The 25,319-nt window shown below is 34.1% G+C and carries 22 protein-coding genes; 17 read left to right on the forward strand and 5 right to left on the reverse strand.

The window, feature by feature from the left end:
• The first annotated feature begins 83 nt into the window (after positions 1-83).
• From BUE95_RS00060 to BUE95_RS00095, 8 genes are all read left to right on the forward strand, one after another.
• Positions 84-3,908 carry an efflux RND transporter permease subunit gene (locus tag BUE95_RS00060; RefSeq protein ID WP_073580262.1) on the forward strand — a complete coding sequence of 1,275 codons (3,825 nt, stop codon included), beginning with the start codon at positions 84-86 and terminating at the stop codon, positions 3,906-3,908.
• Entirely contained in the window at positions 3,901-5,121 is a 1,221-nt protein-coding gene (locus BUE95_RS00065) for a TolC family protein (RefSeq protein WP_073580264.1), read from the forward strand. The genes BUE95_RS00060 and BUE95_RS00065 overlap by 8 nt, the downstream gene beginning before the upstream one ends.
• Before the next feature lie 2 nt (positions 5,122-5,123).
• Positions 5,124-6,905: an efflux RND transporter periplasmic adaptor subunit gene (locus BUE95_RS00070; protein WP_073580266.1), complete on the forward strand. Its 1,782-nt coding sequence runs from the start codon at positions 5,124-5,126 to the stop codon at positions 6,903-6,905.
• Positions 6,906-6,916: 11 nt separating this feature from the next.
• The gene (locus BUE95_RS00075) at positions 6,917-7,648 is read left to right on the forward strand and encodes a DUF3347 domain-containing protein (RefSeq protein ID WP_073580268.1); all 732 of its coding nucleotides are present in this window, start codon (positions 6,917-6,919) and stop codon (positions 7,646-7,648) included.
• The gene (locus BUE95_RS00080) at positions 7,649-8,104 is read left to right on the forward strand and encodes a heme-binding domain-containing protein (protein ID WP_073580270.1); all 456 of its coding nucleotides are present in this window, start codon (positions 7,649-7,651) and stop codon (positions 8,102-8,104) included. It begins immediately after the preceding gene.
• A gap of 61 nt (positions 8,105-8,165) precedes the next feature.
• Complete coding sequence (locus BUE95_RS13535; protein WP_200778592.1) at positions 8,166-8,330, forward strand: hypothetical protein; 165 nt, start codon at positions 8,166-8,168, stop codon at positions 8,328-8,330.
• Positions 8,331-9,626: 1,296 nt separating this feature from the next.
• Complete coding sequence (locus BUE95_RS00090; RefSeq protein ID WP_073582314.1) at positions 9,627-10,049, forward strand: DUF6943 family protein; 423 nt, start codon at positions 9,627-9,629, stop codon at positions 10,047-10,049.
• A 176-nt stretch (positions 10,050-10,225) separates the two neighbouring features.
• Positions 10,226-11,419 carry a hypothetical protein gene (locus BUE95_RS00095; RefSeq protein ID WP_073580274.1) on the forward strand — a complete coding sequence of 398 codons (1,194 nt, stop codon included), beginning with the start codon at positions 10,226-10,228 and terminating at the stop codon, positions 11,417-11,419.
• Positions 11,420-11,625: 206 nt separating this feature from the next.
• On the opposite strand, the gene BUE95_RS13705 is transcribed toward BUE95_RS00095, so the two are convergent.
• The 4 genes from BUE95_RS13705 to BUE95_RS00110 are packed head-to-tail and all read right to left on the reverse strand — an operon-like array spanning position 11,626 to position 13,291.
• Complete coding sequence (locus BUE95_RS13705; protein WP_200778593.1) at positions 11,626-11,799, reverse strand: hypothetical protein; 174 nt, start codon at positions 11,797-11,799, stop codon at positions 11,626-11,628.
• On the reverse strand, positions 11,792-12,076 hold the full coding sequence (locus tag BUE95_RS00100; RefSeq protein ID WP_073580276.1) for a hypothetical protein: 285 nt from the start codon (positions 12,074-12,076) through the stop codon (positions 11,792-11,794). The genes BUE95_RS13705 and BUE95_RS00100 overlap by 8 nt, the downstream gene beginning before the upstream one ends.
• A gap of 31 nt (positions 12,077-12,107) precedes the next feature.
• Positions 12,108-12,500, reverse strand: coding sequence for a DUF5675 family protein (locus BUE95_RS00105; RefSeq protein ID WP_073580278.1), 393 nt, complete (start codon positions 12,498-12,500; stop codon positions 12,108-12,110).
• Positions 12,501-12,532: 32 nt separating this feature from the next.
• Positions 12,533-13,291, reverse strand: coding sequence for a hypothetical protein (locus BUE95_RS00110; RefSeq protein ID WP_073580280.1), 759 nt, complete (start codon positions 13,289-13,291; stop codon positions 12,533-12,535).
• 266 nt (positions 13,292-13,557) lie between these two features.
• Here BUE95_RS00110 and BUE95_RS00115 point away from each other — a divergent pair, with 266 nt between their 5' ends.
• The 4 genes from BUE95_RS00115 (at position 13,558) to BUE95_RS00130 (ending at position 20,576) form a co-directional block, all read left to right on the forward strand.
• Positions 13,558-13,758: a hypothetical protein gene (locus BUE95_RS00115; protein ID WP_073580282.1), complete on the forward strand. Its 201-nt coding sequence runs from the start codon at positions 13,558-13,560 to the stop codon at positions 13,756-13,758.
• A gap of 296 nt (positions 13,759-14,054) precedes the next feature.
• Positions 14,055-14,732 (forward strand): carboxylesterase family protein, encoded by a 678-nt coding sequence (locus tag BUE95_RS00120; RefSeq protein WP_073580284.1) that lies wholly within the window; start codon positions 14,055-14,057, stop codon positions 14,730-14,732.
• Between the two features lie 27 nt (positions 14,733-14,759).
• Entirely contained in the window at positions 14,760-15,704 is a 945-nt protein-coding gene (locus tag BUE95_RS00125) for a tRNA dihydrouridine synthase (RefSeq protein WP_073580286.1), read from the forward strand.
• A 273-nt stretch (positions 15,705-15,977) separates the two neighbouring features.
• Complete coding sequence (locus BUE95_RS00130) at positions 15,978-20,576, forward strand: DUF8202 domain-containing protein (RefSeq protein ID WP_073580288.1); 4,599 nt, start codon at positions 15,978-15,980, stop codon at positions 20,574-20,576.
• An 89-nt stretch (positions 20,577-20,665) separates the two neighbouring features.
• On the opposite strand, the gene BUE95_RS00135 is transcribed toward BUE95_RS00130, so the two are convergent.
• A complete protein-coding gene (locus BUE95_RS00135; protein ID WP_143165202.1) occupies positions 20,666-21,013 on the reverse strand; it encodes a hypothetical protein in 348 nt (115 codons plus the stop codon).
• A 169-nt stretch (positions 21,014-21,182) separates the two neighbouring features.
• Between BUE95_RS00135 and BUE95_RS00140 the strand changes: the two genes are divergently transcribed.
• The 5 genes from BUE95_RS00140 (at position 21,183) to gap (ending at position 25,252) form a co-directional block, all read left to right on the forward strand.
• The gene (locus BUE95_RS00140) at positions 21,183-21,386 is read left to right on the forward strand and encodes a membrane or secreted protein (protein ID WP_073580292.1); all 204 of its coding nucleotides are present in this window, start codon (positions 21,183-21,185) and stop codon (positions 21,384-21,386) included.
• A gap of 12 nt (positions 21,387-21,398) precedes the next feature.
• Positions 21,399-22,508, forward strand: a complete 1,110-nt coding sequence (locus tag BUE95_RS00145) for a glycosyltransferase (RefSeq protein ID WP_073580294.1) — start codon at positions 21,399-21,401, stop codon at positions 22,506-22,508.
• On the forward strand, positions 22,499-23,062 hold the full coding sequence (locus BUE95_RS00150) for an RNA polymerase sigma factor (protein WP_073580296.1): 564 nt from the start codon (positions 22,499-22,501) through the stop codon (positions 23,060-23,062). The genes BUE95_RS00145 and BUE95_RS00150 overlap by 10 nt, the downstream gene beginning before the upstream one ends.
• A gap of 200 nt (positions 23,063-23,262) precedes the next feature.
• Positions 23,263-24,138: a lipoyl synthase gene (lipA, locus tag BUE95_RS00155; protein ID WP_073580298.1), complete on the forward strand. Its 876-nt coding sequence runs from the start codon at positions 23,263-23,265 to the stop codon at positions 24,136-24,138.
• A gap of 103 nt (positions 24,139-24,241) precedes the next feature.
• Positions 24,242-25,252 carry a type I glyceraldehyde-3-phosphate dehydrogenase gene (gap, locus tag BUE95_RS00160; RefSeq protein WP_073580300.1) on the forward strand — a complete coding sequence of 337 codons (1,011 nt, stop codon included), beginning with the start codon at positions 24,242-24,244 and terminating at the stop codon, positions 25,250-25,252.
• Positions 25,253-25,319: the final 67 nt, after the last annotated feature.

Raw genomic sequence — 25,319 nt, forward strand, 5'->3', positions numbered from 1 at the left:
AAAAACTTTAGAGGAATATTGAAAACTTGATTGCCAAAATATTTGGTAAATAGTATTTCTATGGTTATAAATTTTATATTCAGATGTTAAATAAAATAATTAAATATTTCCTTGAAAATAGATTAGTAACTGTTCTTATTCTGATGGTTCTAATTTTATGGGGTATTTCCACAGCTCCGTTTAACTGGAAAATACCTTTCCTTCCTTCTGATTCAGTTGCGGTTGATGCTATTCCAGATATTGGTGAAAATCAACAAATTGTTTTTACACAATGGCAAGGTAGATCACCACAGGATATTGAAGACCAAATCTCTTATCCTTTGACTACTTATTTATTAGGTATTCCAGGTGTAAAATCCATTAGAAGTAATTCTATTTTTGGTTTTTCAAGTATTTATATAATCTTCGATGATGATATTGAATTCTACTGGTCTAGATCCAGAATACTTGAAAAATTAAATTCATTACCTAATAGTTTATTACCTGAAAATGTAAAACCATCACTTGGACCAGATGCAACAGCATTAGGGCAAGTGTATTGGTACACAGTTGAAGGAAGAGATAAAGATGGAAATCCAACAGGTGGATGGGATTTACAAGAAATTAGAACAGCACAAGATTTCTATATTAAATATGGATTAAATGCTGTGCAAGGAGTTTCAGAAGTAGCATCTATCGGAGGTTTTGTAAAAGAGTACCAAATAGACGTTAATCCTGATGCATTAAAAGCGTATAATATCAGTTTGATGCAGGTAATGACTGCGGTTCAAAAATCAAATAAAGATGTTGGTGCCAAAACAATTGAAATCAACCAAGCCGAATATTTGGTTAGAGGTCTTGGATATGTAAAAAAAGTAGAAGATATTGAATTGGCCGTTGTAGCAGTTAAAGACAATGTTCCAATTCGTATAAAAGATATAGGTGTAGTTGCATTAGGACCTGAAACAAGAAGAGGGATTTTAGATAAAGGAGGTGCTGAAGCCGTAGGTGGTGTTGTTATTGCACGATATGGCTCTAATCCATTAGAAGTAATTAATGGTGTAAAATCTAAAATCAATGAAATTGCACCAGGTTTACCTAAAAAAACATTAGCTAATGGTGTTGTAAGCCAATTAACAATTGTTCCTTTTTATGATCGAACAGAATTAATTCAGGAAACAATTGGAACCTTAGAAATGGCTCTTTCGCATGAAGTATTAATAAGTATTATTGTAGTTTTACTTTTGGTTTTAAATTTAAGAGCTTCTTTAATCATTTCCAGTTTATTGCCCGTTGGAGTATTAATGACTTTCATTGTAATGCGTTATGCTGGTGTAGATGCTAACGTAGTGGCTTTATCAGGAATTGCTATTGCAATTGGAGTAATGGTAGATGTAGGCGTCGTGTTTGTCGAAAATATTATTCGACATCTCGAAATGCCAGAAAACCATGGCGCAAAAGGCAAAAAATTAATGCAGGTAATTTATGAAGCAACTACTGAAGTTGTTTCAGCTGTTACAACTGCCTTAGCAACTACGGTTGTAAGTTTTATTCCTGTATTTGCTATGGAATCTGCCGAAGGAAAATTATTTAGACCTTTAGCATTTACTAAAACATTTGCTTTATTAGGTGCTTTTGTTTTAGGATTAATTATTCTTCCATCTTTAGCTCATTATATTTTTGGGATTGACTACGACAAAAAAAGAGTAAAACGTTTTTGGGCGTATGTATTTATTTCTGGAGGTATATTATTGAGTATTTATTTTAAAATTTGGCTTCCTTTAGCTTTAACATTAATGGGATTATATGATCTCTTAAATCACAAAATACCTCAAAAATATCAACCCTATACAAAACATTTCAATTTAATTGTAGTTTTATTTATTGTTTCTTTCTTTTTAACTCAAGAATGGATGCCTTTAGGGCCACAAATAAGCGTAATCGGTAATTATCTATTTGTAATTGTTCTGTTAGGAATAATAATAGGAGCTCTTTTATATATTGTCAGTTCTTATGAAAGAGTATTACGTTGGTGTTTAGAAAATAAAGGTAAATTCATGTTGTTACCAATAGTGACTTTGTTTTTTGGCGTGTTAGTTTGGATTGGTTTTGAAAGTACTTTTGGTTTTGTGGCAAAAGGATTTGACAAAATTGGTTGGAATATCAAAACTTCAAAAGTATGGTCAGTTCCTGCTCACACTTTTCCGGGTATTGGTTCCGAGTTTATGCCAACGCTTAATGAAGGAAGCTATTTGCTAATGCCAACATCTATGCCTCATGCAGGTGTAGAACAAAATAGAAAAGTGGTGGGTCAATTGGATATGATTCTAAACCACATTCCCGAAGTTGATATGGCAGTTGGGAAATTAGGACGTGTAGAAAGTGCTTTAGACCCTGCTCCTATTTCTATGTATGAAAACGTTATCAATTATAAGCCAGAATATATTTTGGATGCTAACGGACATCGAATGCGGTTTAAAACCGATAATAAAGGTCGTTACATTACAAAATCTGGTGATACACTTTCACATGATGAAGCACTAAAACAGGCAATTACTGTAAAAAATTTAATACATGACGAAGATGGTTCTTTCTATAGAAATTGGCGCGATATAATTCAATCACCCGATGATATCTGGAATGAAATTGTAAAAGCTTCTAAAATACCAGGTGTTACATCTGCTCCCAAATTACAACCTATCGAAACACGTTTGGTTATGCTTCAAACAGGAATGAGAGCACCTATGGGAATAAAAGTTTTTGGACCCGATTTAAAAACTATTGAAGAATTTGGATTAGAATTAGAAGCCATTATTAAAGAAGTTCCTTCTGTAAAAAGCGAAGCTGTTTTTGCCGATAGAATCGTAGGAAAACCTTATTTACATTTAAATATTGATAGAGAAAAAATTGCTCGATTTGGCTTAAATATAGAAGATGTTCAACAAGCTATTGAAACAGCAATTGGAGGAATGAAAATTTCTTCAACTGTTGAAGGAAGAGAACGCTATCCTATAAGAGTTCGCTATCCTAGAGAATTAAGAGATAGCCCTGAAGCATTAGGAAAAATATTAATAGCTACTCCTACTGGCGCACAGATTCCGTTAGGTCAATTAGTTCAGTTTGAATACAAAAAAGGACCTCAAGCCATTAAAAGTGAAGATACTTTTCTGGTTGGTTTTGTATTATTCGATAAAAATGATGGCTATGCCGAAGTTGATGTAGTAAATGATGCTCAAAAAGCAATTCAAGCTAAAATTGATTCAGGCGAATTGGTAGTGCCTCAAGGTGTAAATTATAAATTTTCAGGAAGTTATGAAAATCAAATAAGAGCAATGAAAAGACTTTCAATTGTAATTCCTATTTGTTTAATCGTTATCTTTTTGTTACTTTATTTTCAATTCAAGACTGTTATTGCATCGTCAATCCATTTCTCTGGAGTATTTGTTGCATTTGCAGGAGGATTTATTATGCTCTGGTTATATGGACAAGATTGGTTTATGAATTTTGACGTTGCTGGTGTAAACATGCGGAATTTATTCCAGATGCATCCCATAAATCTAAGTGTAGCTGTTTGGGTAGGTTTCATAGCCTTATTTGGAATAGCAACAGATGATGGAGTAATCATGGGTTCTTATATCCACCAAGTTTTTGAAGAAAAAGATCCGCAAACAGTGTCTGAAGTTCGTGATGCTGTAGTTGAAGCTGGTAAAATGAGAGTTAGACCTGCTGTGATGACAACGGCTACAACAATCATTGCCTTGCTACCAGTTTTAACCTCAACAGGAAAAGGCTCAGATATTATGATTCCAATGGCAATTCCAACCTTTGGAGGTATGACCATTCAAATTATGACCATGTTTGTAGTACCAGTATTACAAGCATTTTGGAGAGAAACAGTAATTAAAAATAAAGAAAAGAGAAATGCGTAAACTAATAATTATATTCATTTTATTTTTTGCTTATAATGCTAAAGGACAATCTTTAAACGATTATTATACTATTGCTGCGGAAAATAATCCAGAATTAAAAGCAAAGTATAAAGAGTTTGAAGCAGCCATGCAAAAAATACCACAAGTTAGCTCTTTGCCCGATCCTAATCTTTCAATGGGGTATTTTATCTCACCCGTAGAAACAAGACTTGGACCGCAAAATGTTCGATTATCTCTTTCGCAAATGTTTCCTTGGTTTGGTACTTTAAAAGCACAAAAAAATGCAGCAACTTTACTTGCAGAAAGTAAATATCAAGCATTCTTAAATGCTAAAAACCAATTGTTTTCACAAGTAGCCGCTGTATATTATCCATTATATGAATTGCACGGTTTAAAAGAAATTGAACAAGAAAACATCAAAATTCTAGAATCATACAAAAACATTGCCAATGCGAAATTTGAAAATGGTAAAGGAAGTTTAGTAGATGTCTTGCGTGTGGATATTATGATAAAAGATGCTCAAACTAATTTAGAAATTTTAAATAAAAAAGAACCCGCATTAACATCTTGGTTCAACAGTATTCTAAATAGAAAGTATGATGAAAAAATTGTTGTTTCTAAAAAAATAGAAACAATAGAATTACCCATAGAATATCGTAAAGATTCAATAGCTACTAACCCTATACTACAAGAACTAGAATTAAAAAAGCAAGCTTCGGAAGCTACAATTGAAGTAGCCAGAAAGCAAGGTTTGCCAAAATTAGGTGTTGGTTTAGATTATGTTTTTGTAGGTAACGGAATGAATAATTTTCCAGATTCGGGTAAAGATGTTATTATGCCTATGGTTACAGTTAGTTTGCCCATTTTTAGAAAAAAATACGACGCAGCAGTTACCGAAGCAAAACTAATGCAAGAAAGTTATGCTTTTCAAAAAGAAGCTTATGAAAACAAATTGAACGGAACCTATTACAAACTTGTTTTTGAATTGCAAAAAGAAAGAGATTTGTTAAAATTATATGAAGGACAAGTAATAACACTATCCAAAAGTTTAAGTCTATTATTTGCCTACTACAGTAACGCCAATAAAGATTTTGAAGAAGTATTACGTATGCAACAAGAGCTTTTAAAGTATCAAAAAATGCAGTTGTCAAGCATTAGTACTTTTTATATAAAATTAGCGGAATTGGATTATTTAACAGCAAAACAATTTTAATCATGAACATAGATAAAAAAACAAAAATACTATTAGCAGTAACTTTATTAGTTGGGCTATTATTAGGTGCTTTGTTATTTGGTGGAAGCTCTGAAGAAAAAGTTGAAAATAAAACAGATGCTTCATCAAAAGCAGAAACATGGACCTGTTCTATGCATCCACAAATTAGACAGCCAGAACCAGGTGATTGTCCTATATGTGGAATGGATTTAATCCCTTTGGAAGCAGGAGATGAAGATATAGATCCTGATGCAATTAGCATGTCGGAATCGGCCATGATTATTGCTGGAATCTCTACTTACAAAGTAGGAAATACCGATGGTGTTAAAGAAATTTCACTTAATGGAAAAGTTGAAGTTAATGAAAGAACCGTTTATAGCCAATCATCACATATACCAGGTCGAATCGAAAAAATTCAAGTTTCGTTTGTGGGCGAATATGTAAAAAAAGGTCAAGTGGTTGCTTATGTGTATTCTCCTGAATTAGCCAGCACACAACAAGAATTAATTGAAGCATATACTGTAAAAGACATTCAACCTGAATTATTTGAATCGGTAAAAATGAAATTGAAAAATTGGAAAGTTTCAGATGCTACTATTAACAGTATTATTTCTTCAGGTAAAACCCAAGATAGATTTCCTGTTTATGCCGATGTATCGGGATATATTATCAAGAAAAATGTTGAGTTAGGCGATTATCTTCAAAAAGGACAAACATTATATGATGTTGCAGATTTATCAAACGTATGGGTTCTTTTTGAAATTTACGAATCAGATATGAGTTGGGTTAAAAAAGGAGATAAAATCAACTATACAGTGGCATCTTTTCCAGGAGAAACATTTTCAGGAACAATTGCATTTATTGACCCATTTATAAACCCACTGACACGAATTGCAAAAGCAAGAGTTGAGGTAGCTAATTCAGGATTAAAATTCAAACCCGAAATGTTTGCAACAGGTACTTTAAAAACTCAAATAAGTACAAATAAATCAACATTAAGTGTTCCAAAATCTGCTGTAATGTGGACAGGAAAACGCTCAATTGTATATGTAAAAAATGAAACAGACAAAGGAATAACATTCAAATTACGCGAAGTTACCTTAGGACCATTATTAGGAAACGATTACATAATTGAGAAAGGTTTAGAAATTGGCGAAGAAATAGTAGCAAATGGTACTTTTAATGTGGATGCTGCTGCACAATTAGCCGGAAAACCAAGTATGATGAATATTGAAGGTGGCAAAGTAAATACAGGACACAATCATGGAGGTTCGCCAATGCCTATGAATGATGATAAAAAAGTAGTGTTAAAAGAAGATAAAACAGCAATTAGTGCAGAAGCCAAAAAGAGCTTACAGCCATTGTATAAAGATTATTTTCAATTTAAAGATGCTTTGACAAAAGATGATTTTAATTCGGCTAAAAAAGCCCTTTTAGAATTTGAAAAATCGTTTAATAAAATAAACATGAGCGTATTTAAAGGAGATGCTCATAAAATATGGATGAGTTACCAAGCAGAGTTAAAAAAACAAACATTACACGCTACACACATAAAAAACATTAAAGGATTAAGAATGTCTTTAGAACCAATTTCAAATGTAATGGTAGTAATGACAAAAGCTTTTAACCCTTTAAACGAAACTACTTATGTTCAGTTTTGTCCTATGGCAAATAATAATAAAGGAGCAAATTGGTTAAGTAAAGAGAATAAAGTAGTTAACCCATATTTTGGAGCTTCCATGTTAAAATGTGGAGAAGTAAAAGAAACAATTAATAACAAATAAATTTTAAAATCATGAAAAAAGTAATCGGAATTTTAGCAGTAGCTTTATTAAGCTTAACAATTTCTTGTAAAGACAACAAAGGAGAGCAAAAAGATGAAATGCATAATGAAATGAGCGATAATCATACAAAGTATGCTTGTCCAATGAAATGCGAAGGCGATAAAACCTATGATGAAGCAGGTTCATGTCCAAAATGTGGAATGGATTTAGAAGCAGTTGAAACACACAACCACTCTGAAGCAAATCACGAAGACGGACACGACCATGGTAATAACGAAAGTACAGAAAGAACAATTACTCAAAATAGCACAAAAAACACTGCTACATCAGCCATACTTGATGCTTATTTTGAAATCAAAAATGGTTTAGTTGCTGATAGTAAAGAAAAAACAGCAACAGGAGGAAATTCTCTTATAGCTGCTATTGAAAAATTTGATATGTCAAAATTAACTGGAGATACACATACAAAGTATATGGAAATTGCAGAAAGTGCTAAAGAACATGCAGAACATATCGTAAAAAGCCCAATTGATCATCAAAGAGAACATTTAGAAGCATTAAGCACTGATATGACTGATTTAGTAGCACTTCTTGGAACAGACAAAGTAATTTATCAAGACTATTGCCCTATGGCTAATAACAATAAAGGAGCAAATTGGTTAAGTGAAGTTAAAGAAATTAAAAACCCCTATTTTGGTTCAAAAATGCTAAAATGTGGTAGTATAAAAAAACAAATTAACTAAATGAAAATTTTTAAAATCATCTTACTGATTTTACTGATTGTGTTTGTGGGAATTCAATTCATTCCCACAAAACGCAATCTAAGTGAAATTGTACCCAATACTGATTTTATGATAGTTAACAATGTGCCTAATAGTATTAAAAATACATTACAAACGTCTTGTTACGACTGTCACAGTAATAACACCTATTATCCGTGGTACAATAAAGTGCAACCAGTTGCTTGGTTTTTAGAAAATCATATTGAAGAAGGCAAAGCAGAATTAAATTTTAGTGATTGGAATACTTATTCTAATAGAAGAAAAAAAAGTAAGTTAAAATCCATTGTTAGTCAAATTGAGGACGATAAAATGCCGCTTATATCATATACATTAATCCACAAAGATGCAGTTCTTACACAAAAACAGAAAACAGAAATCATAGATTGGATAACCAAGTTACAAATGGAAAATGAATAACCTTAATCAAATACATATTCTTTTCAGAATTAAGAGATAATTGCGATGCCATTTGCAACTAATGGCAGAAATTCACAACACCAAGAAAAGAATGCCAATCATTCTAAAACCAGAAGACGAATCCAAATGGTTACAGCACGAACCAATCAATAATTTTGCCTATCCCTATGAAGTAAATCTAACAGCAACTAAATTAGATAATTCTCCACAAGGTCTTTTGTTTTAGTACTCATATACAGAATATTATGAAGCGAAAGGCTCGGGCATTCTTGGTTTCCATATTCCCGCTGTCCGTTAAACACGGTATCACTCCCATCGGGGCTAAAAAGTAAACAAATGGCTTTCTTGGTTTCTTTGTTTTTAATAGGAACGCTTCGCTAAGTTATTTGCGCCCACCCAGTCCAACGCTCCCCACCGCACAAGTGGTATTTTGTGTGTTTTTAGCACTTGTTTTCCCCACAGTAAGTCAATAAAAAAAGGCTCCCTGTTTTCCCAACCCCTCGCGCACAGTCCGCCTTTTTTTATCCACTTACACCCAATCCAAAAAACAAACACTAAAAACACACAAAAACCACTCCCAAGCTATTATTACATAATAAGTGTTATAATGCCTTCCATCTCCCAATGCTACGCCAACGGCAGTTATAACAGTTATTATGTAAAATATCCGCGCCCAGCCGCACCCACCCGAAGAATAATAGGAACGCTACCGCTAACGTAATTTTCATTGTTTTTTGAAAATGCCTCCCATTTCCAGTAGACCATAACTGCTAACTGAAAACCGCGACTGCCAACTAAACCATCAGGCATTATCAAAAATCAAATTTCCCCCACAAGAGTATGGTTTTCTAATCACTATTCACTATTCACTAATCACTCAAAAAAACCATACCCTTGTTCCGCTACTGCCCTCTCACTAGGAAGTATCATATTGTTTTTTGAAGATGCTTCCCATTTCCAGTTCACTGACCACTAAAAACTGACCACTGAACACTTTCAAAGCATCCTCAAAAATCAAACCACCACAAGAGTGTGTTTTTATTTTTTATCATCTTCATAAAGCCATATTGTCAAACCGTGTCTAGTCGAGGTCGTCTAGCAAAAAAAAGAAAACCACCCCCTTGTTCACCACTCCCGATTGAACACCCCCTATAACCCCAGTTCACAAGAAAATTTGGGGTAAACATTTTTACAAAAAAAAGGATAAAAAAGAAGCCAAAGGTTTGTTCCGGGTATTCAAAAAAGCAAGTTCAAGCCTTCGGTTCCGGATAAAATCTCCACCCTTACTTTTCCAGTTCACTTCTTTCCTGAACACTAAAAACTGACCACTGAACACTCCTCAGTTGGGTAGTATTTTATCCAGAAAACTTGCTTTTTTGAAACCCTCCACAAGGCAAGACGGCTTTCTTTTTTTTCCTTTTTTCTTTTGCAAAAATGTGTGTGGGGCATCTCGGTTTTCAATCACATTTCGGGCAATCACGAAGGAAAGACGAAGGAAGTTAACCTGTTAAATCCTTTTACTATGGACACAATTTTTATCAAATCCCACCGTGCCGGCATGAACTATGCCAAACCACATTTTTTCGTTTTAAACAAAGGATTAAACAGCGGCAAACCGCATCACGAAGCCTACACAAATAGCTTTGTATTAATCTTTCAAACCGAAGAACAAAAAGAAGACGTTTACTGGATAGCCATGAGCCTCTGGAAATCCAAATTCTGGCACCAATATCTGAGAGGTTCCGTTATTCCTTTCTTATCGCTCTATGAATTCAAAAAAGAGTTCAACCCAAGAGCAACAAGATTAATGCGAGAACACGAACTACACAAAAAAAACATTCAAGCACTAAAGCTGCTGCAGGAACAAGAAAACCATTTCAACAAAAACATTCACCTCATCAACGAACTCAAAAACGCTATTATGATGAGGTATAGGAATAAATAAGAGTAAGCCTGGACTAATTTGTCTAGGCTTTTTTACTAAAAGGGAATATTTATTTGAAATAATGTATTTATATTTGATAAAATCTAAACAATTGCGCAAATACAACCAAAATTGGGTAGATTGGCGCAACTTTATTGCGCATATAAACAAGTTACCAGTAATTTTATTCACCAAAAATGCAAATAACTAAAGATTTTAACCTTGAAGAAATTACAGAATGGATTACTGACTACTTGTTTTTTCTAGTCAAGCCAGGAAAATATATTCAAAAGACTCTTGAAAAAAGTAAGGAAGAGATTCTAAGACAATATTTGTTTTATTTTATTGTCTATTGCGCTTCATTCATATTTTTAACTCCTACAAATTCATTCACAGATTGGATTAAACCAGGAATACTTAATCTTTATGGTTTAATTCCATCAGTCTTTATAATAATATTAAGTACTCGGATAGCAACTAAAGGAAACTATTCGACTAAAATTATACTATTTGTTCTCACATACATATTGCTCATCTTACCATTGTCAATTCTACCGTATGCAATGTATCTAAATTTTGAAAATTATGCCTATAAATTTTTTTCTGGCATCTTTTCAGCTTTAGCAACAATATACTTACTTATAAGTATTGGATTTGCAATCGAAAATAATCGAAAGCTAGCTATAAAAATTAGTGTTGTTAATTATCTAGTTTTTAACATCCTATACTTTTTACTAAATCTTGCGAGTTTTGATGTAACAAGTTCGAGCAGTTTTGATGATTATGATCCTATTTATCAAGAATACGCTGAATTAGTAAAGCCTATTAAAAATCCTGGAGTAGTTCCTACTGGGCGTATTATAATGAAATCTGATACTGGAAAATTTACCACAGCTTTCACGACACAAGATATAGTAACAGACAAAAAAGGAACTGGTTCAACTGACGGAAATGAAATTTATAAAAAGAACATTACAGAACAAATCCAAAGACTAAAAGAAATCAAAGACAAAGTAATGTTTAGAAGAAACAGAGAAAATATTATTGAATGGATTGAATATTTAGAGCTTATTAAATCAGAAGTGGATTTTAAACCTACAGACGAGTATTTAGAAAAAAAGTTTGTAAAAAAAATAAAAATTGATAGCTTAAATGGCTATTCAGCTTATTTGGCAGGAATAGACAGTTCTAATTTTTTTCTTCATCAATATTCTTTAAAAAAATATAATAATGACATGATTGAAAATCATCAAATATCTTCAGACATAAACTATGTTGGACAGATTCCTATCTTTTTCATTGGAAAAATTTTAGACTATTATGTTGGAGATAAACTTATGAAAAGAGGAGAACCGAAAGTATATAAAGAAGTTTTCAATCCTATACAATAAAAACTACTGGTAACAGCGGTTACAAGTAATGGCTAGTTCAGTACTATTCCGAAAATTCTCCGAATTTTCTAAAATAAGTTTATATTTGTTATGGCTTGGTAATGGATTACGCCACTACTTGTAGCCGCAAAACGTATACTAAAAAAAGCCTGGTCTTCCGACTAGGCTTTCTCATACTCAGTAAAGGTTACCAATCAAAACTGAGCTTATTTTTTTTTCGATGTTAAGTGTTTTAAAAGCAAGGTAACACCAAAACTCACTACTGCTCCAATAAAGGCTAAAACTATTGTTTTTAAGACATCTGCTGAGGTTAAATTAGGTATAACACTCAGTGCAAATCCTCCAAAAGTTCCTGCCTTCAAAGTTAAGGAATTATCCATTTCCTCCAACGTCAGTTTCGGGCTTAACCTCATCTTTTTTGTTGCCTCGGGTGTCATCCTGAGCTTGTCGAAGGGTGTCATCAACCGTAATCTGGCTCACTGCCGATAAAACACCGCCTGCAACGGCAGCATAACCTGCAACGGTTACAACAACAGCAGGTAAAGCTACTGGAGCAGCTACAATGCTTCCACTTACTGCTAATAAGGCTAATCCAATGGTGCGCAACACCTTAAAAAATTTCGGAGTGGGTGCCTTAGCACGTTCTACTACATTCATAATCTTTCAATTTTGTCATCCTGTAAAGGATCTATTGTACAATCAATTCCACACTTTCTTTGCTATCCAAAGCTTTATAAACTAAGTCTTTCAACTTCGTAAAAGCTTTTCTAGACATCAAACCTAATCCAGGTCCAGAAAGTTTCGTAACAGGAGCAATACAGCCACGTAATTCCTTTTGCGCATTATTAGCAGGATGTATCAAAATATACGTTCTGTTTGGTACATCCACCAATTCCAAATGCCATTTGTACTTCGCACTATATCGCTTTCTAATAAAATATTTCCCTTCCGGAATACAGGAAATCCCACGTTCATTTCGCTTCCACGGCAATTCAATCGTATAACTAATCAATTTGCCCTCACATTCCAATTTTCCATTCGTTCCTTCAGGGAAATAAGTTCTGGTTAAAAACAATATCATAAACTCCCAGCTTCTAACTTCCAGCTCCCAGCTTACACGCCACCGTCAACCGCCACAATCGATAACGGGTTAAAAGCACCATTTTTTAAGGGATACATTTGCCCATTAATTTGTTGGTAAAACTCCACACCAAGAGCCAAAACAAGTGGGTGAGTAGAGTTAGCAGTCACCGCATTACTCAAGTTAATTACAGCTGTTGCAGTAGCATCCCAAGGCATTATAGCCGTTTCAGAAGTTGCCACTACATAGGTTTCTCCCGTAAAGTCAATCGCAGCCCCACCAGAAATCACTTTGAAATGAGTCGTTCCACTAGGAGCAGCAATCATATTCGCAGGAACAAAAGGAGGAATAGCCACATCCAATGTACCCGCTACTCGGTCAATATCCGTAGTAAAAGGAGCAAACAAAGAAGTTCCTAATTTCCCACGAATATTAAATTCAAAACCAAGAACCAGTTCAATCTCGCCATCAATTACATTTCGTAATCCTCTTTCACTCACCGCATCCATTTGGATAACCTTTACCATTTGTTGCGTCAAACGACTCACCATTCTACCATCCGCAGAGTTCAACAACAAGGGGCGTAAAGCGGTTCTCAAAAGTTTACCAGCCTTCCCTGCTCTACCAAATTCAGAACCATTTTCACGCGTTCTTTGAAACGCAGGGTCACTTGCAATTCTACTTGCCTCAATTCCACCCTTCTCACGAGCTAAATGCCCATCCTGCGTCTTATAAAAAGTAATATCCCCGATAGTACCTTTTAACTTAATTATGCCTTTCTGTCTAGCCATAACTTCAAAATTTTAGTTCAACATTCTTTCACTTTCATAAATCATTCAAAACTCGGTTGCAACACTTTCTGAAATAATTACACTGCAAATTTCCCACACAAAACCCATCAAAAAACCACACACCATACCAAATGTCCTAAATCGACACATTTGTCCTTAAACGTCCTAAAATACATTATAAGAACCTTATCAATCAACGTTAAATGAAAAGATTAATTAAGTACCTTTAACTTATCTCAAAGCCAACTCAAAAGCAAGGTTAAAGTATGAATCAAGTACCAAAACGAGTTTGTATCTATCCAAAGGACATACAACGCATTACAGGTAAAAGCTATCGTCAAAGCACAAGAATATTAAATGAAATAAGAAAGTCGCTTAGAAAGCCTAAAAATAGCCTTGTAAGTATAGAAGAGTTTTGTTTGCATACTGGCTTAAATATCGAACATGTTTTACCACTGATTGATTAGCACCATCAACTTATTTAATTTTTAAACAAGTGATTAGTGTTTTTCAATTAGCTTTTTGTATATTTGTATTGTCATCAAAAGGCAATAAAACTGAATAAAATCAAAGGGGTACAATTCGGGGCACTTTTTAAAAGTCCGAAAAAAGCACCAGCAAAATAAGGAGTTTAGAGGTTTACACAAATCCCTCTTTCTCCGCCAGTAGAAATACAAACGGTACTAAAACCCACTAAATTCAACGATTTAGTGGGTTTTTTACTTTTCATCAAAAAAACACTACATACTTTAATTTAATAAATATGAAACTTACTTTTCTATTAGTAACCTCGCTTTTCTTTTCTATATCGTTTGGCCAACTAAAAACCATTACTAACAAAACTACGTACCCATTTTGGATTAGTGTTCCTGAAAATGAAAGTACCGAAAAACAACCTATTTTAATTTTTCTCCATGGAAAAAGTCTTTCAGGAACTGATTTGAATCGGGTAAAACGCTATGGTGTTTTACGAGCGATGGAAAGAGGCAGAAAAATTCCAGCGATAGTTGTAGCTCCTCAACTAGCAAAAGGAAGTTGGGACCCCGATAAGGTTTTAGAAATTTTAGTGCATGTAAAGGAAAATTACAATGTAGACGCATCCCGCATTTATGTTTGTGGAATGAGTTTAGGCGGTTATGGTACCTTACATTTTGCAGGAAAACATGCTGATAAAATTACAGCTGCCGTAGCAATTTGTGGGGGCGGAAATATTAGCGATGCTTGTAAATTAGGAAGTATTCCTCTTTGGATTCAGCATGGCGATAAAGATTATATTGTTCCCATTTCAGAATCTCAAAAAGTAGTGAATAGCATACGAAAATGCAACAAAAAAGCCAATCTCACCTTTACCGTTATTAAAGGAGGAAATCATAGTAGTGTAGAAAATATTTTCCATCAAGACGCAATGTACAACTGGTTATTTGAACAGAAAAGAGAGTAATTCAACTCTTTCACTTATCTTTGCCAAATGAATATCACATTATTATCATCACCACTTCAAGGATTTACTGATTTTCGATTTAGAAATGCTTTTCACAAACACTTTGGCGGAATCGATACTTTTTATTCGCCTTATATCAAACTGAATGGAAAATTGACCATCAAAGGATCCTATGAACGTGATATTCTTCCAGAAAACAATAGCAGCTTAGAGGTAATACCACAAATAATTACGAATGATGCCGAAGAATTTTTATTTGTAGCAAAGTATGTTCAGCAACTAGGATACAAAGAATTAAACTGGAATTTAGGTTGTCCGTATCCAATGGTTGCGAAATGTGGTATGGGTTCGGGATTGATTAAAAATACGGATCAAATTGAACACATTTTAAAACGAGTTCATAATGAAACCGATATTGTAGTTTCTATGAAAATGCGGATGGGGTACGAAAATCCAACCGAAATTTTAGATGTTTTCCCAATTTTAGAACAATATCCAATAAAGAACATAGCCATTCATGCTCGAATTGGCAAACAACTCTACAAAGGAGGAGTGGATTTAGATTCCTTTCAAAAATGTTTAGATACTTCTAAACAAAAAATATACTACAACGGTGATATCACATCTGTTGGTAAATTCAAAGAGCTGCAAGAGCGATTTCCTTCGATAGCCCATTTTATGATAGGAAGAGGATTACTAGCAGACCCTTTTTTACCCTCTATGATTAAGAAGAACAGCACAGAATATCCAAAAAATAAATTCGAAATTTTTGAAGTTTTTCATGACGAAATCTATCGTGAATATGATGCTTATCTACAAGGTCCTACTCCAATCCGAATGAAAATGTTGGGTTTCTGGGAATATTTTTCACAATCTTTTTCTAACCCACAAAAGACCTTCAAAAAAATAAAAAAAGCAGGAAATAGTAAAAACTATGAGGCTGCAGTGAAAGAAATTTTTAAAAACGGCTAATGTTTTTTTCAACTTATTGTGTTATCAAAAAAACTATTTGATACACTTATAAGACAAAACCATACACTTGTCAAACAGTCTTATTTCGCCAGTAGCATTAGTGTTATGTTTGTATACTAAAATCCATGAAACAAAAAATCCAATAACAAAAAATCCCAAATGTATCTGATTCATAAAATTTAACCAAAACTATATTCGTTAGCAATAATGTATTGTGTTTTGGTAGTGACACAACATGTTATTTTTTTGGTATAAACCCTAAACCCACCCCTTATGGAATTTAAAACTACCCTAAAGCACTTTTTGTTGTTTATTTTCTTCATTATTGTAGAAGCACAAGCACAAACCACTATTTTTAATGCCGATTTTTCTAGCGGAACTGGTAATAATGCATTCACGTTAGGAAGTTGGACAAGAGGAAACAATAACAGTAATTTCACTACTACAGGTGCTACTTCTCCATATTTATATCTTGCAGGTTATGCAAATAGTTTAAATACGTCTGCTATCACACCAACGATTAATTTAACTGGCTATGAAAGACTTACTCTTTCATTAAAATTTAATTTTCAAACCGAATTGGATTATGATGGTTTTAAAATTTTATTTTCAACTGACGACGGAGTAACTTGGCGCACTTTAGGAAAAGAAAACGATCAAGCAATTAATTGGTATACCAGTTCAAATGTTCGAGCATTTGGAACAGATCAGAGGGGATGGTCTGGAAATCCCGGAAACACTTGGTTTAATGCTAGCATTGACTTACCATCACAAGGTTTTGACAATAAGAATAATATTAGATTCGCTATACAATTCAGATCTGACGGAACTATGAATTCTTACAGAGGTGTTGCAATTGATGACTTCAAAATTACAGGATATCCTGTAACAGCTAAAACTTATCCCAGCTATAGCGCTTTTAATAAATTAGAAGTTTGGTATAAACCTGAGAGTTTGTCAACATCAGCAAATAATGACCCAATCGATTCATGGCCAAACAGTACTGGAATAAACACTAGTTGGACAAATGCAGTTGGAACTACAACTACAAGACCTTTATACAAAAACAACTCAACAAGCAATGTCAATTTTAATCCTGTTGTAAATTTTGATGGAACTAAATCAATGTTTACCCGACAAGGATTTTACAACCATGATATTTATATTGTTGTAAATCCCGGCACTCCAGTTAGCTCTGCTTATGCAGCTCAAGATGTCTTAATGGGTGATGATTTCATAGAAATCGCAGGTAGCCAAGACATAACAGGACTTTCCATCAATAACACCTCTAATCGGTATGGCGCAGGTGTACCGAATATAGCGGCTTATAATCAAGGCGCTTTAACCAATTATGGAATAGCCATCACATCAAGTACTATAACTTATGATCGACCGGTGATTTTTAATGCTCGACTTAATGCGGGTGGAACTGGAATGAATTTGTATCTCGATGGAGTTGACTTAGGCGTTACCCTCAGTCCTACATTGATGAAAGAGGTTAATACTGGCACTTTTAAACAAATTTTAAATTCGCGTTTTTGGATAGGACGAAGTGAATACTTTGGCCCTAGTTTTAATGGTGATGTAATGGAAATTATGATGTTTTCAGAAAGAAAATCTGACTCAGACAGAAAGAAAATAGAATCCTATTTGGCCATTAAATATGGAATTAATCCTGGACTATTTCCTGTGCCTGCTATTAGTTTACCACATGTTCCTGGAGAACTTGTAGATTCTGATGGAGTGGCTTTGTGGAATACTACAATTAGTAATGGTTACACGTACAATATAGGCGCAATTGGAAGAGACGATGCCACAGGTTTAAATCAAAAACAAAGCAAAAGTATCGATCCCGAAAGCTTTTTAACGGTTGGTCTACGCGACATTTACACTACAAATGCATTAAATACAAACACGTTTATCAACAATAAAGATTATCTAGTTTGGGGAAGTAATTTATTACCATTAACCGAAATGGCTTCGCCTATTCAAGTTAACTTAGGAAGCAGTTTGGTAACCACTTCAACACGGGTAACAAATCGAACTTGGAAGTTTGTAGAACGAGCTACAACAGATGTTGGGAACGTAAAAATTTCTTTACCTACATCCTCAGTAAGTTCGCTACCCGCATTATCAGGAAATAGTGATTACGTATTGATTTTAGCAGACGATGCTAATTTCACGACCAATGTAGAAACTGTATTTTTAAAAACGGTTGGTTCAAATTTAGAAACTACCTATAATTTTAACGGGACAAAATACATGAAACTTGGTGTAGCCGAAGAAGTAATAGCTTCTCGTCACATCAAATTTGATGGCACAAATGATTTTATCCGATGTAATGATGTAACAAGTATTACTGCTGCATTTTCTATTTCGGCATGGGTAAATTGTGAGGGTTCAAATACCCTGAATAACGACAAAACAATTGTAGCTAAAAAAGGGGCTACACAAACGGGCTATCATTTTTTGATAAATAATGCCAATAAATTAGTGATGCGTTTTCACAATGGTGTTACAATGTCGGAAATAGTGAGTAATACAACTTTATCAACCAATCAATGGCGTAATGTGGCTTTTACACTTGACGGGTCAAATGTGGGAAGGTTGTATGTCGATGGTGTATTGGATATCCAAAGCAACATGAATGCTCGTACGGATATGACGAATGTTCTAACCATAGGTGGGCGTTATGTAGATGAAAGCAGTACCGTGGATTTCTTTAAAGGTAAACTTGAGGAAATTCACATTTGGAATGCAGCCCTAACTGTTGATGAAATTCGTTTTATAATGAATCAAGAAATTGAAAAAGGAAATGGGGTTGCGATTAGAGGTAAAATTATACCCGCATCCGTTACTAAAAATGATATTAGTACAAGAACATGGGATAATAGTCTTTTTGCTTATTTCAATATGAACCATTATATAGGAACAAATCTTAACGAAGCTTCAGGAAAAAAATTCCGAGGAAGTATGAATAACGCTAGTTTCTATACCATGGAAGAACAGTCTGCTCCTATCCCTTATGTTTCAGCTGCGGATGGTGCTTGGGAAACTTCTGGTGCTTGGGCAAATGGTGGCGCTATGTACTATCCAAATAATTCCCTAACCATTAATGGTGTTGTAACAAAAATAGACTGGAACATCATCAAAACAACCCACAATATCACTTCGTCAGGAAATAAAACCGTATTGGCAGCAGTGATTGATAATAATACATTACGAATCGACAATGATTCTAAACTTGAAGTAACGCATCATTTAAAGATTAATGGAAAAATTGATTTAGTGGGTAAGTCACAGTTAATTCAAACAAACAACAGTGATTTAGACCCAAGCGGAACAGGAACTCTAGAGAGGGACCAACAAGGTACAGGAAATAAGTACAATTATAATTATTGGTCTTCTCCCGTAAGTACAGTTACTAGCACTATTGCTAACAACACGGGGTTCACCCTTAATAATGCTTTAAAAGACGGAACCAATCCTGCAGCTCCTGCGGCAATTACTTGGACATCCGCATTAGATGGTTCATCTAGTCCGTTGAGTATTTCATTAAGATGGCTACATCGTTATGTAAACTCCTCACCTGCTTATGCGAACTGGGAATTGGTGAATCAAAATACCGTTATACAAACAGGGCATGGAATTACAATGAAGGGAACTGGGATTGCTACTGCTCCCAATATTGTGACTCAAAATTATGTATTTACTGGAAAACCTAACAATGGTACCATTAACCATAGTGGTCTTACTGTAGGACCCAACAATCTTAATTTAATTGGCAATCCATATCCTTCTGCTTTAGATGCCTCAAAATTCATAGATGATAACATTGGTGCTATTACAGGTGCCTTATACTTTTGGGAGCATTTCCCAACAAACAATAGTCATATTTACGCTGCCTATCAAGGAGGTTACGCTACTTATACAAAAACCGGGAGCGTCGCACCTGTTCCACCAGCACAAATAAGCGGACTAGGTTCAAGTTCTAGAACACCAAAACAATTTATCCCTGTTGGACAAGCTTTCTTTATTAGAGGTAACGCGACGGGTGGATCAGTAACGTTTAATAATGGCCAAAGATTATTTGTAAAAGAAGATGATGTTAATTCTAATATTTTATTCCGAAATCAGACCCAAAGTATAGCGTACGATAATAGCAATGATCTTTATTCCATCGAAAATTACACAAAAATAGCCTTGAAGTTCACATCGCTAACAACTAACTTCCATCGTGAAATACTTCTTGGTTTCATGAATGAAAATGCCAATAACGAGTTCAACTATGGGTATGATGGAGAACTTATGGGCCTTCAAGATAGTGATGTGTATTTTCAACTGAATGCAAAAAAGTTAGTAATTCAAGGGGTTGGGCATTTCAATACCAACTTGGTATACCCACTTACTATAAAATCTAATGTAAACAATAACAATGTTCGTATTACAATTGAACGATTAGAAAACTATGATGACGCAAATCCAATTTACATTCATGATGGGTTACATGATACTTATCACAATTTATTGATTAACGATTTTCAAGCAACACTTCCTGCAGGGGAACTCACTGGAAGATTTTCATTGCGCTTTACCAATCAGACGCTTTCTCATAGTGATTTTGAGAACAATACAGCACAGGTTTATTTTAATTCTACCGAAAGCGTGATTGAAGTTATAAACAATAACAACATCGAGATTGAAGACATTACCTTGTTCTCAATTTTGGGCCAAAGAATACATTTTTGGAAAGTTAACACTAACGATAGTTCCATTAAAGCTCCCGTAAACAATTTAGAAACTGGGGTGTATATCCTTAAAATTAAAACTAAAAACGGGGACTATATCGATAAAAAAATGATTTTAAATTAAGATTATGCAATGCGCATTTAAAAAGCCCAACACCTACTTTAAGTAATTGTTGGGCTTTTAAATTTTAACTATGAACCGAAACGTAATTGCTAAACTTTGAATTTATTTCCCAACTTTTTTCCTATCCAATAAGCAATTGCAATTCCTATAATTAAAATCCAAAGATTCATAAAGATATACAAAACATACAATGCAACATTTTCTGTAGAAGTAAAACAGAAATCTTCTATAAAAAAACAAAAAAAGACAGTTGATTTCGAAAATAGCGATAAAGCAAAACTGATCAAAAAAGTGGCTACTAACACGGCAACCAAGTAAAGTAAATTTTTGCTTATTGGCTTCCTTCCCGTTGGTTTAAATACATTGCGTTGTTCTTCATTCCGTTTATTTTCTTGAAGCGACCAAATTACTTTTTTAGCTTCTTCATCTATTTCCATAAATAAAAATTTAAAAAAGGAAAAGTAAGAAAAAAAGTGCGTATATCCATCAAAAAAATGATACATTATTGTTACAGAAGAAAAAATCACAAACGATGATAACTTGACTTCAAAACTTTAAAATAAGTAAAATATGTTTTGTAAATTTGCATTTTAAAACAGGAATAAAATGAAACTTATATTAGTAACCATTGGACTTTTAGGAATAGCTTTTGCAGGAATTGCTATCAAAATTTGGGCAAAAAAAGACGGAAAATTTGCAGGAACTTGTGCTAGTCAGAGTCCGTTTTTAAACAAAGATGGCGAAAACTGCAGTTTCTGTGGTAAAACTCCCGAACAAATGAAAGATTGCAGTGAACCTTCGCATTCTTAATTGTCGTAACTTATGCTATTAACAATACTCTTGATCGCATTTGCGGTTGTTGTATTTATACAATTCCTTTACTATATCTTTATTTTTGGAAAATTTTCATTTGCTAAGGGATCAAATGAAAAGCCTAAAAATATTCCAATATCTGTAATCATTTGCGCTAAAAACGAAGCTGAAAATATCAAAAAGTATTTTCAAACGTTACTAACACAAAATTATCCAGATTATGAAATTGTTTTAATTGACGATGCTTCAAGTGATGAGACCGCAGAACTTTTCGAAGCGTATGAAAAACAATATTCGAATGTAAAATTGGTAAAAGTTCAAAACAATGAAGCTTTTTGGGGTAATAAAAAATTCGCGTTAACTTTAGGAATCAAAGCCGCAAAAAACGAGTATTTAGTATTTACCGATGCGGATTGTTACCCAGCCACAAATGACTGGTTATTGCAAATTTCGAGTCAATTCACTAGAGAAAAAACGATTGTTTTAGGTTATGGTGCTTATGAAAAAGTAAAAAAATCATTCCTTAATAAAATCATTCGTTTTGAAACAATGTTAACGGCTACGCAATATTTTTCTTGGGCAAAAATCGGCAAACCTTATATGGGTGTTGGGCGCAATTTAGCCTATAAAAAAGAAGAATTTTTCAACGTTCGCGGTTTTATGGACCATATGAAAGTACGTTCAGGTGATGATGATTTGTTTATCAATCAAGCGGCTACCAAAAAGAATACCGCAATTTTATTTTCACCCGAAAGCTTTACATTTTCGGAACCCAAAACGACCTTTTCATCCTGGATGTATCAAAAAAGAAGACATGCAACGACTGCAAAATACTACAAAGGATTTGATAAATTTCAGTTGGCATTATTTTTCGTTAGTCAGTTTTGGTTTTTAGTTTTGGCGATTGTTTTGTTAGCATTTCAATTCCAATGGATGCTTGTGACTGCGATTATTGTCTTTAGATATTTTTTTACTTGGCTTTCTTTAGGTTATGCCGCTGGAAAATTAAAAGAGAAAGATGTCATGTATTGGTATCCAATTATTGAAATTGTGCTTATATTTACCCAATTAAGCGTATTTTTTAAAAACCTTTTCTCAAAACCTGTACATTGGAAGTAAATTCAGTAATCATTCAAGAAAACATTGAAAAAGCAAAAAAGGGAGACCAAGTTGCTTTCACATTTTTATTGGATTTTTTCTGGAATGAAGTATACGGATTCATGCTTAAACGCACCGAAAACGAAACCGATACCGAAGATATTGTCATAGAAACTTTTGCGAAAGCCTTTGATAAAATTGCTACGTACAATCCAGAATATGGTTTTAATACTTGGTTGATTGCGATTGCAAAAAACGTACACATCGACATGCTTCGCAAAAAGAAATCGTCTTTATTTATTGAAATGAATGACGAAGAAGACCACCAAGCTTACAGTGTGGCCGATGATTCCAATTCTGCTGAAGACGAATTGATTATCGAGCAAAATTTGGCGCAATTACTACAATACATCAAACAATTGAAGCCCGCCTATCAGGAAGTCATTCAAATGCGTTATTTTCAAGAAATGACCTACCAAGAAATGGCAGAACAAATTGATGAACCGCTAAATAACATCAAAATCAAACTGCTTCGAGCTAAGAAATTATTGGCTGAGATTATTTCGGGGAAGTAATTAATGTTTGCATTTCCTAAAACTTTACTAAAGTTTTCTAATTTTCTAAATTCATATTTCTAAATTCTAAATTTTATATGGCTCTTTTATTGTTTTTTTTAAGGTCATATAGAATCGCTTTCTTTTTATCGGTGTTTGCAAGCAAACGAGTTTGTTTTTAGCGATTTCATATCGTATCTTTGCCTATCAAAATTTTGATTATGGACACAGCTATTGACACTGTTTTACCACCAAGAGAACCCAAACCAAAATGGTTGCGCGTAAAATTACCAACGGGTAAAAACTACACCGAACTTAGAGGCTTAGTAGACAAATACAAACTGAATACGATTTGTACTTCTGGGAGTTGTCCTAATATGGGCGAATGTTGGGGAGAAGGAACAGCAACTTTCATGATTTTAGGAAACATATGTACGCGTTCGTGCGGCTTTTGTGGTGTAAAAACGGGGCGTCCTGAGGACGTAGATTGGGACGAACCGGAAAAAGTAGCGCGTTCCATCAAAATTATGAACATCAAGCATGCAGTCATTACGAGCGTGGATCGTGATGATTTAAAAGATATGGGGTCAATTATTTGGGCAGAAACCGTAAAGGCCATTCGCCGAATGAATCCAAATACGACCCTAGAAACCTTAATCCCAGATTTTCAAGGAAATACTAGAAACTTAGACCGAATTATTGAAGTTGCTCCTGAAGTTGTTTCCCACAATATGGAAACCGTAAAACGTTTGACGCGTGAGGTTCGTATTCAAGCTAAATATGAAAAAAGCTTAGAAGTGCTGCGTTACTTAAAAGAGCAAGGTATCAAAAGAACCAAATCAGGTATCATGTTAGGCTTAGGTGAAACAGAAGAAGAAGTAATTCAAGTTTTACATGATTTGGCCGATGCAAAAGTTGATATTGTTACGATAGGCCAATACTTGCAACCTAGTAAAAAACATTTGCCGGTTAAAGAATACATCACACCAGAACAATTCGCAAAATACGAACAAATTGGAAAAGATTTAGGATTCCGACATGTAGAGAGTGGTGCTTTAGTGCGTTCTTCTTACCATGCGGAGAAACATATTCATTAAGCGAGAAGCTAGATGATGAATGCTAGAAGTTTTTAAATTCTGAATTGTACTAATTTAGCTTGCAGCACAAACTTTTCAACTTGAAACCTGAAACAAACAAAACTTGAAACCTGAAACAAAAATAAAAATTGCAATTAATGGTTTTGGAAGAATTGGACGTAATTTATTCCGATTACTTTTAAATCATCCTACTATTGAAGTGGTTGCCATCAACGACATTGCTGATAATAAAACCATGGCGCATTTAGTAAAATATGATAGCATTCATGGTGTTTTGAATCAGAACGTTTCGTTTTCTGAAGATTCGATTATAATTGCTGACCAATCATTTTTATTTTTTCACGAAAGAGATATCAAAAATTTAGATTGGAAATCGGTAAATGTTGATATTGTTATTGAATCGACGGGGAAATTCAAAACGTTTGAAGACATTAACCAACATATTTTAGCTGGAGCAAAAAAAGTAATTCTTTCAGCACCATCAGAAGTAGATGAAATAAAAACGGTTGTTTTAGGCGTAAACGAGCACATTTTAGATGGAAGTGAAGCCATTATATCTAATGCAAGTTGCACGACTAACAATGCCGCTCCAATGATTAAAATCATTCAGGAGTTATGTGATATAGAACAAGCCTATATTACAACTGTTCACTCCTACACCACTGATCAAAGTTTACACGACCAACCCCATAAAGATTTACGTAGAGCTCGTGGGGCAGCACAATCTATAGTTCCCACTACAACCGGAGCTGCAAAAGCGTTAACCAAAATATTTCCAGAATTGGAAGGAAAAATAGGGGGTTGTGGAATCCGAGTTCCTGTTCCAGATGGTTCGTTAACGGATATTACGTTTAACGTAAAGCGTAAGGTCTCAATCAAAGAAATTAATGATGCTTTTAAAAAAGCGGCTGAAACGAATTTTAAAGGAATTTTAGACTATACCGAAGACCCAATTGTTTCTATTGATATCATAGGAAATCAAAACTCGTGTTTATTTGATGCACAATTAACATCCGTCATTGATAGAATGGTTAAAATTGTAGGCTGGTACGACAACGAAGTGGGGTACTCTTCCCGATTGATTGACTTAATTACATTCGTTTCTAAAAAATAAAGTTTTTTTATTCTTTTTAAAAAAGTTAAATTGCAGTATCAAATTCGTTTTTAAAATTGATAAAACA

The organism is Flavobacterium cucumis (genome assembly GCF_900148835.1).
GTDB lineage: Bacteria > Bacteroidota > Bacteroidia > Flavobacteriales > Flavobacteriaceae > Flavobacterium > Flavobacterium cucumis.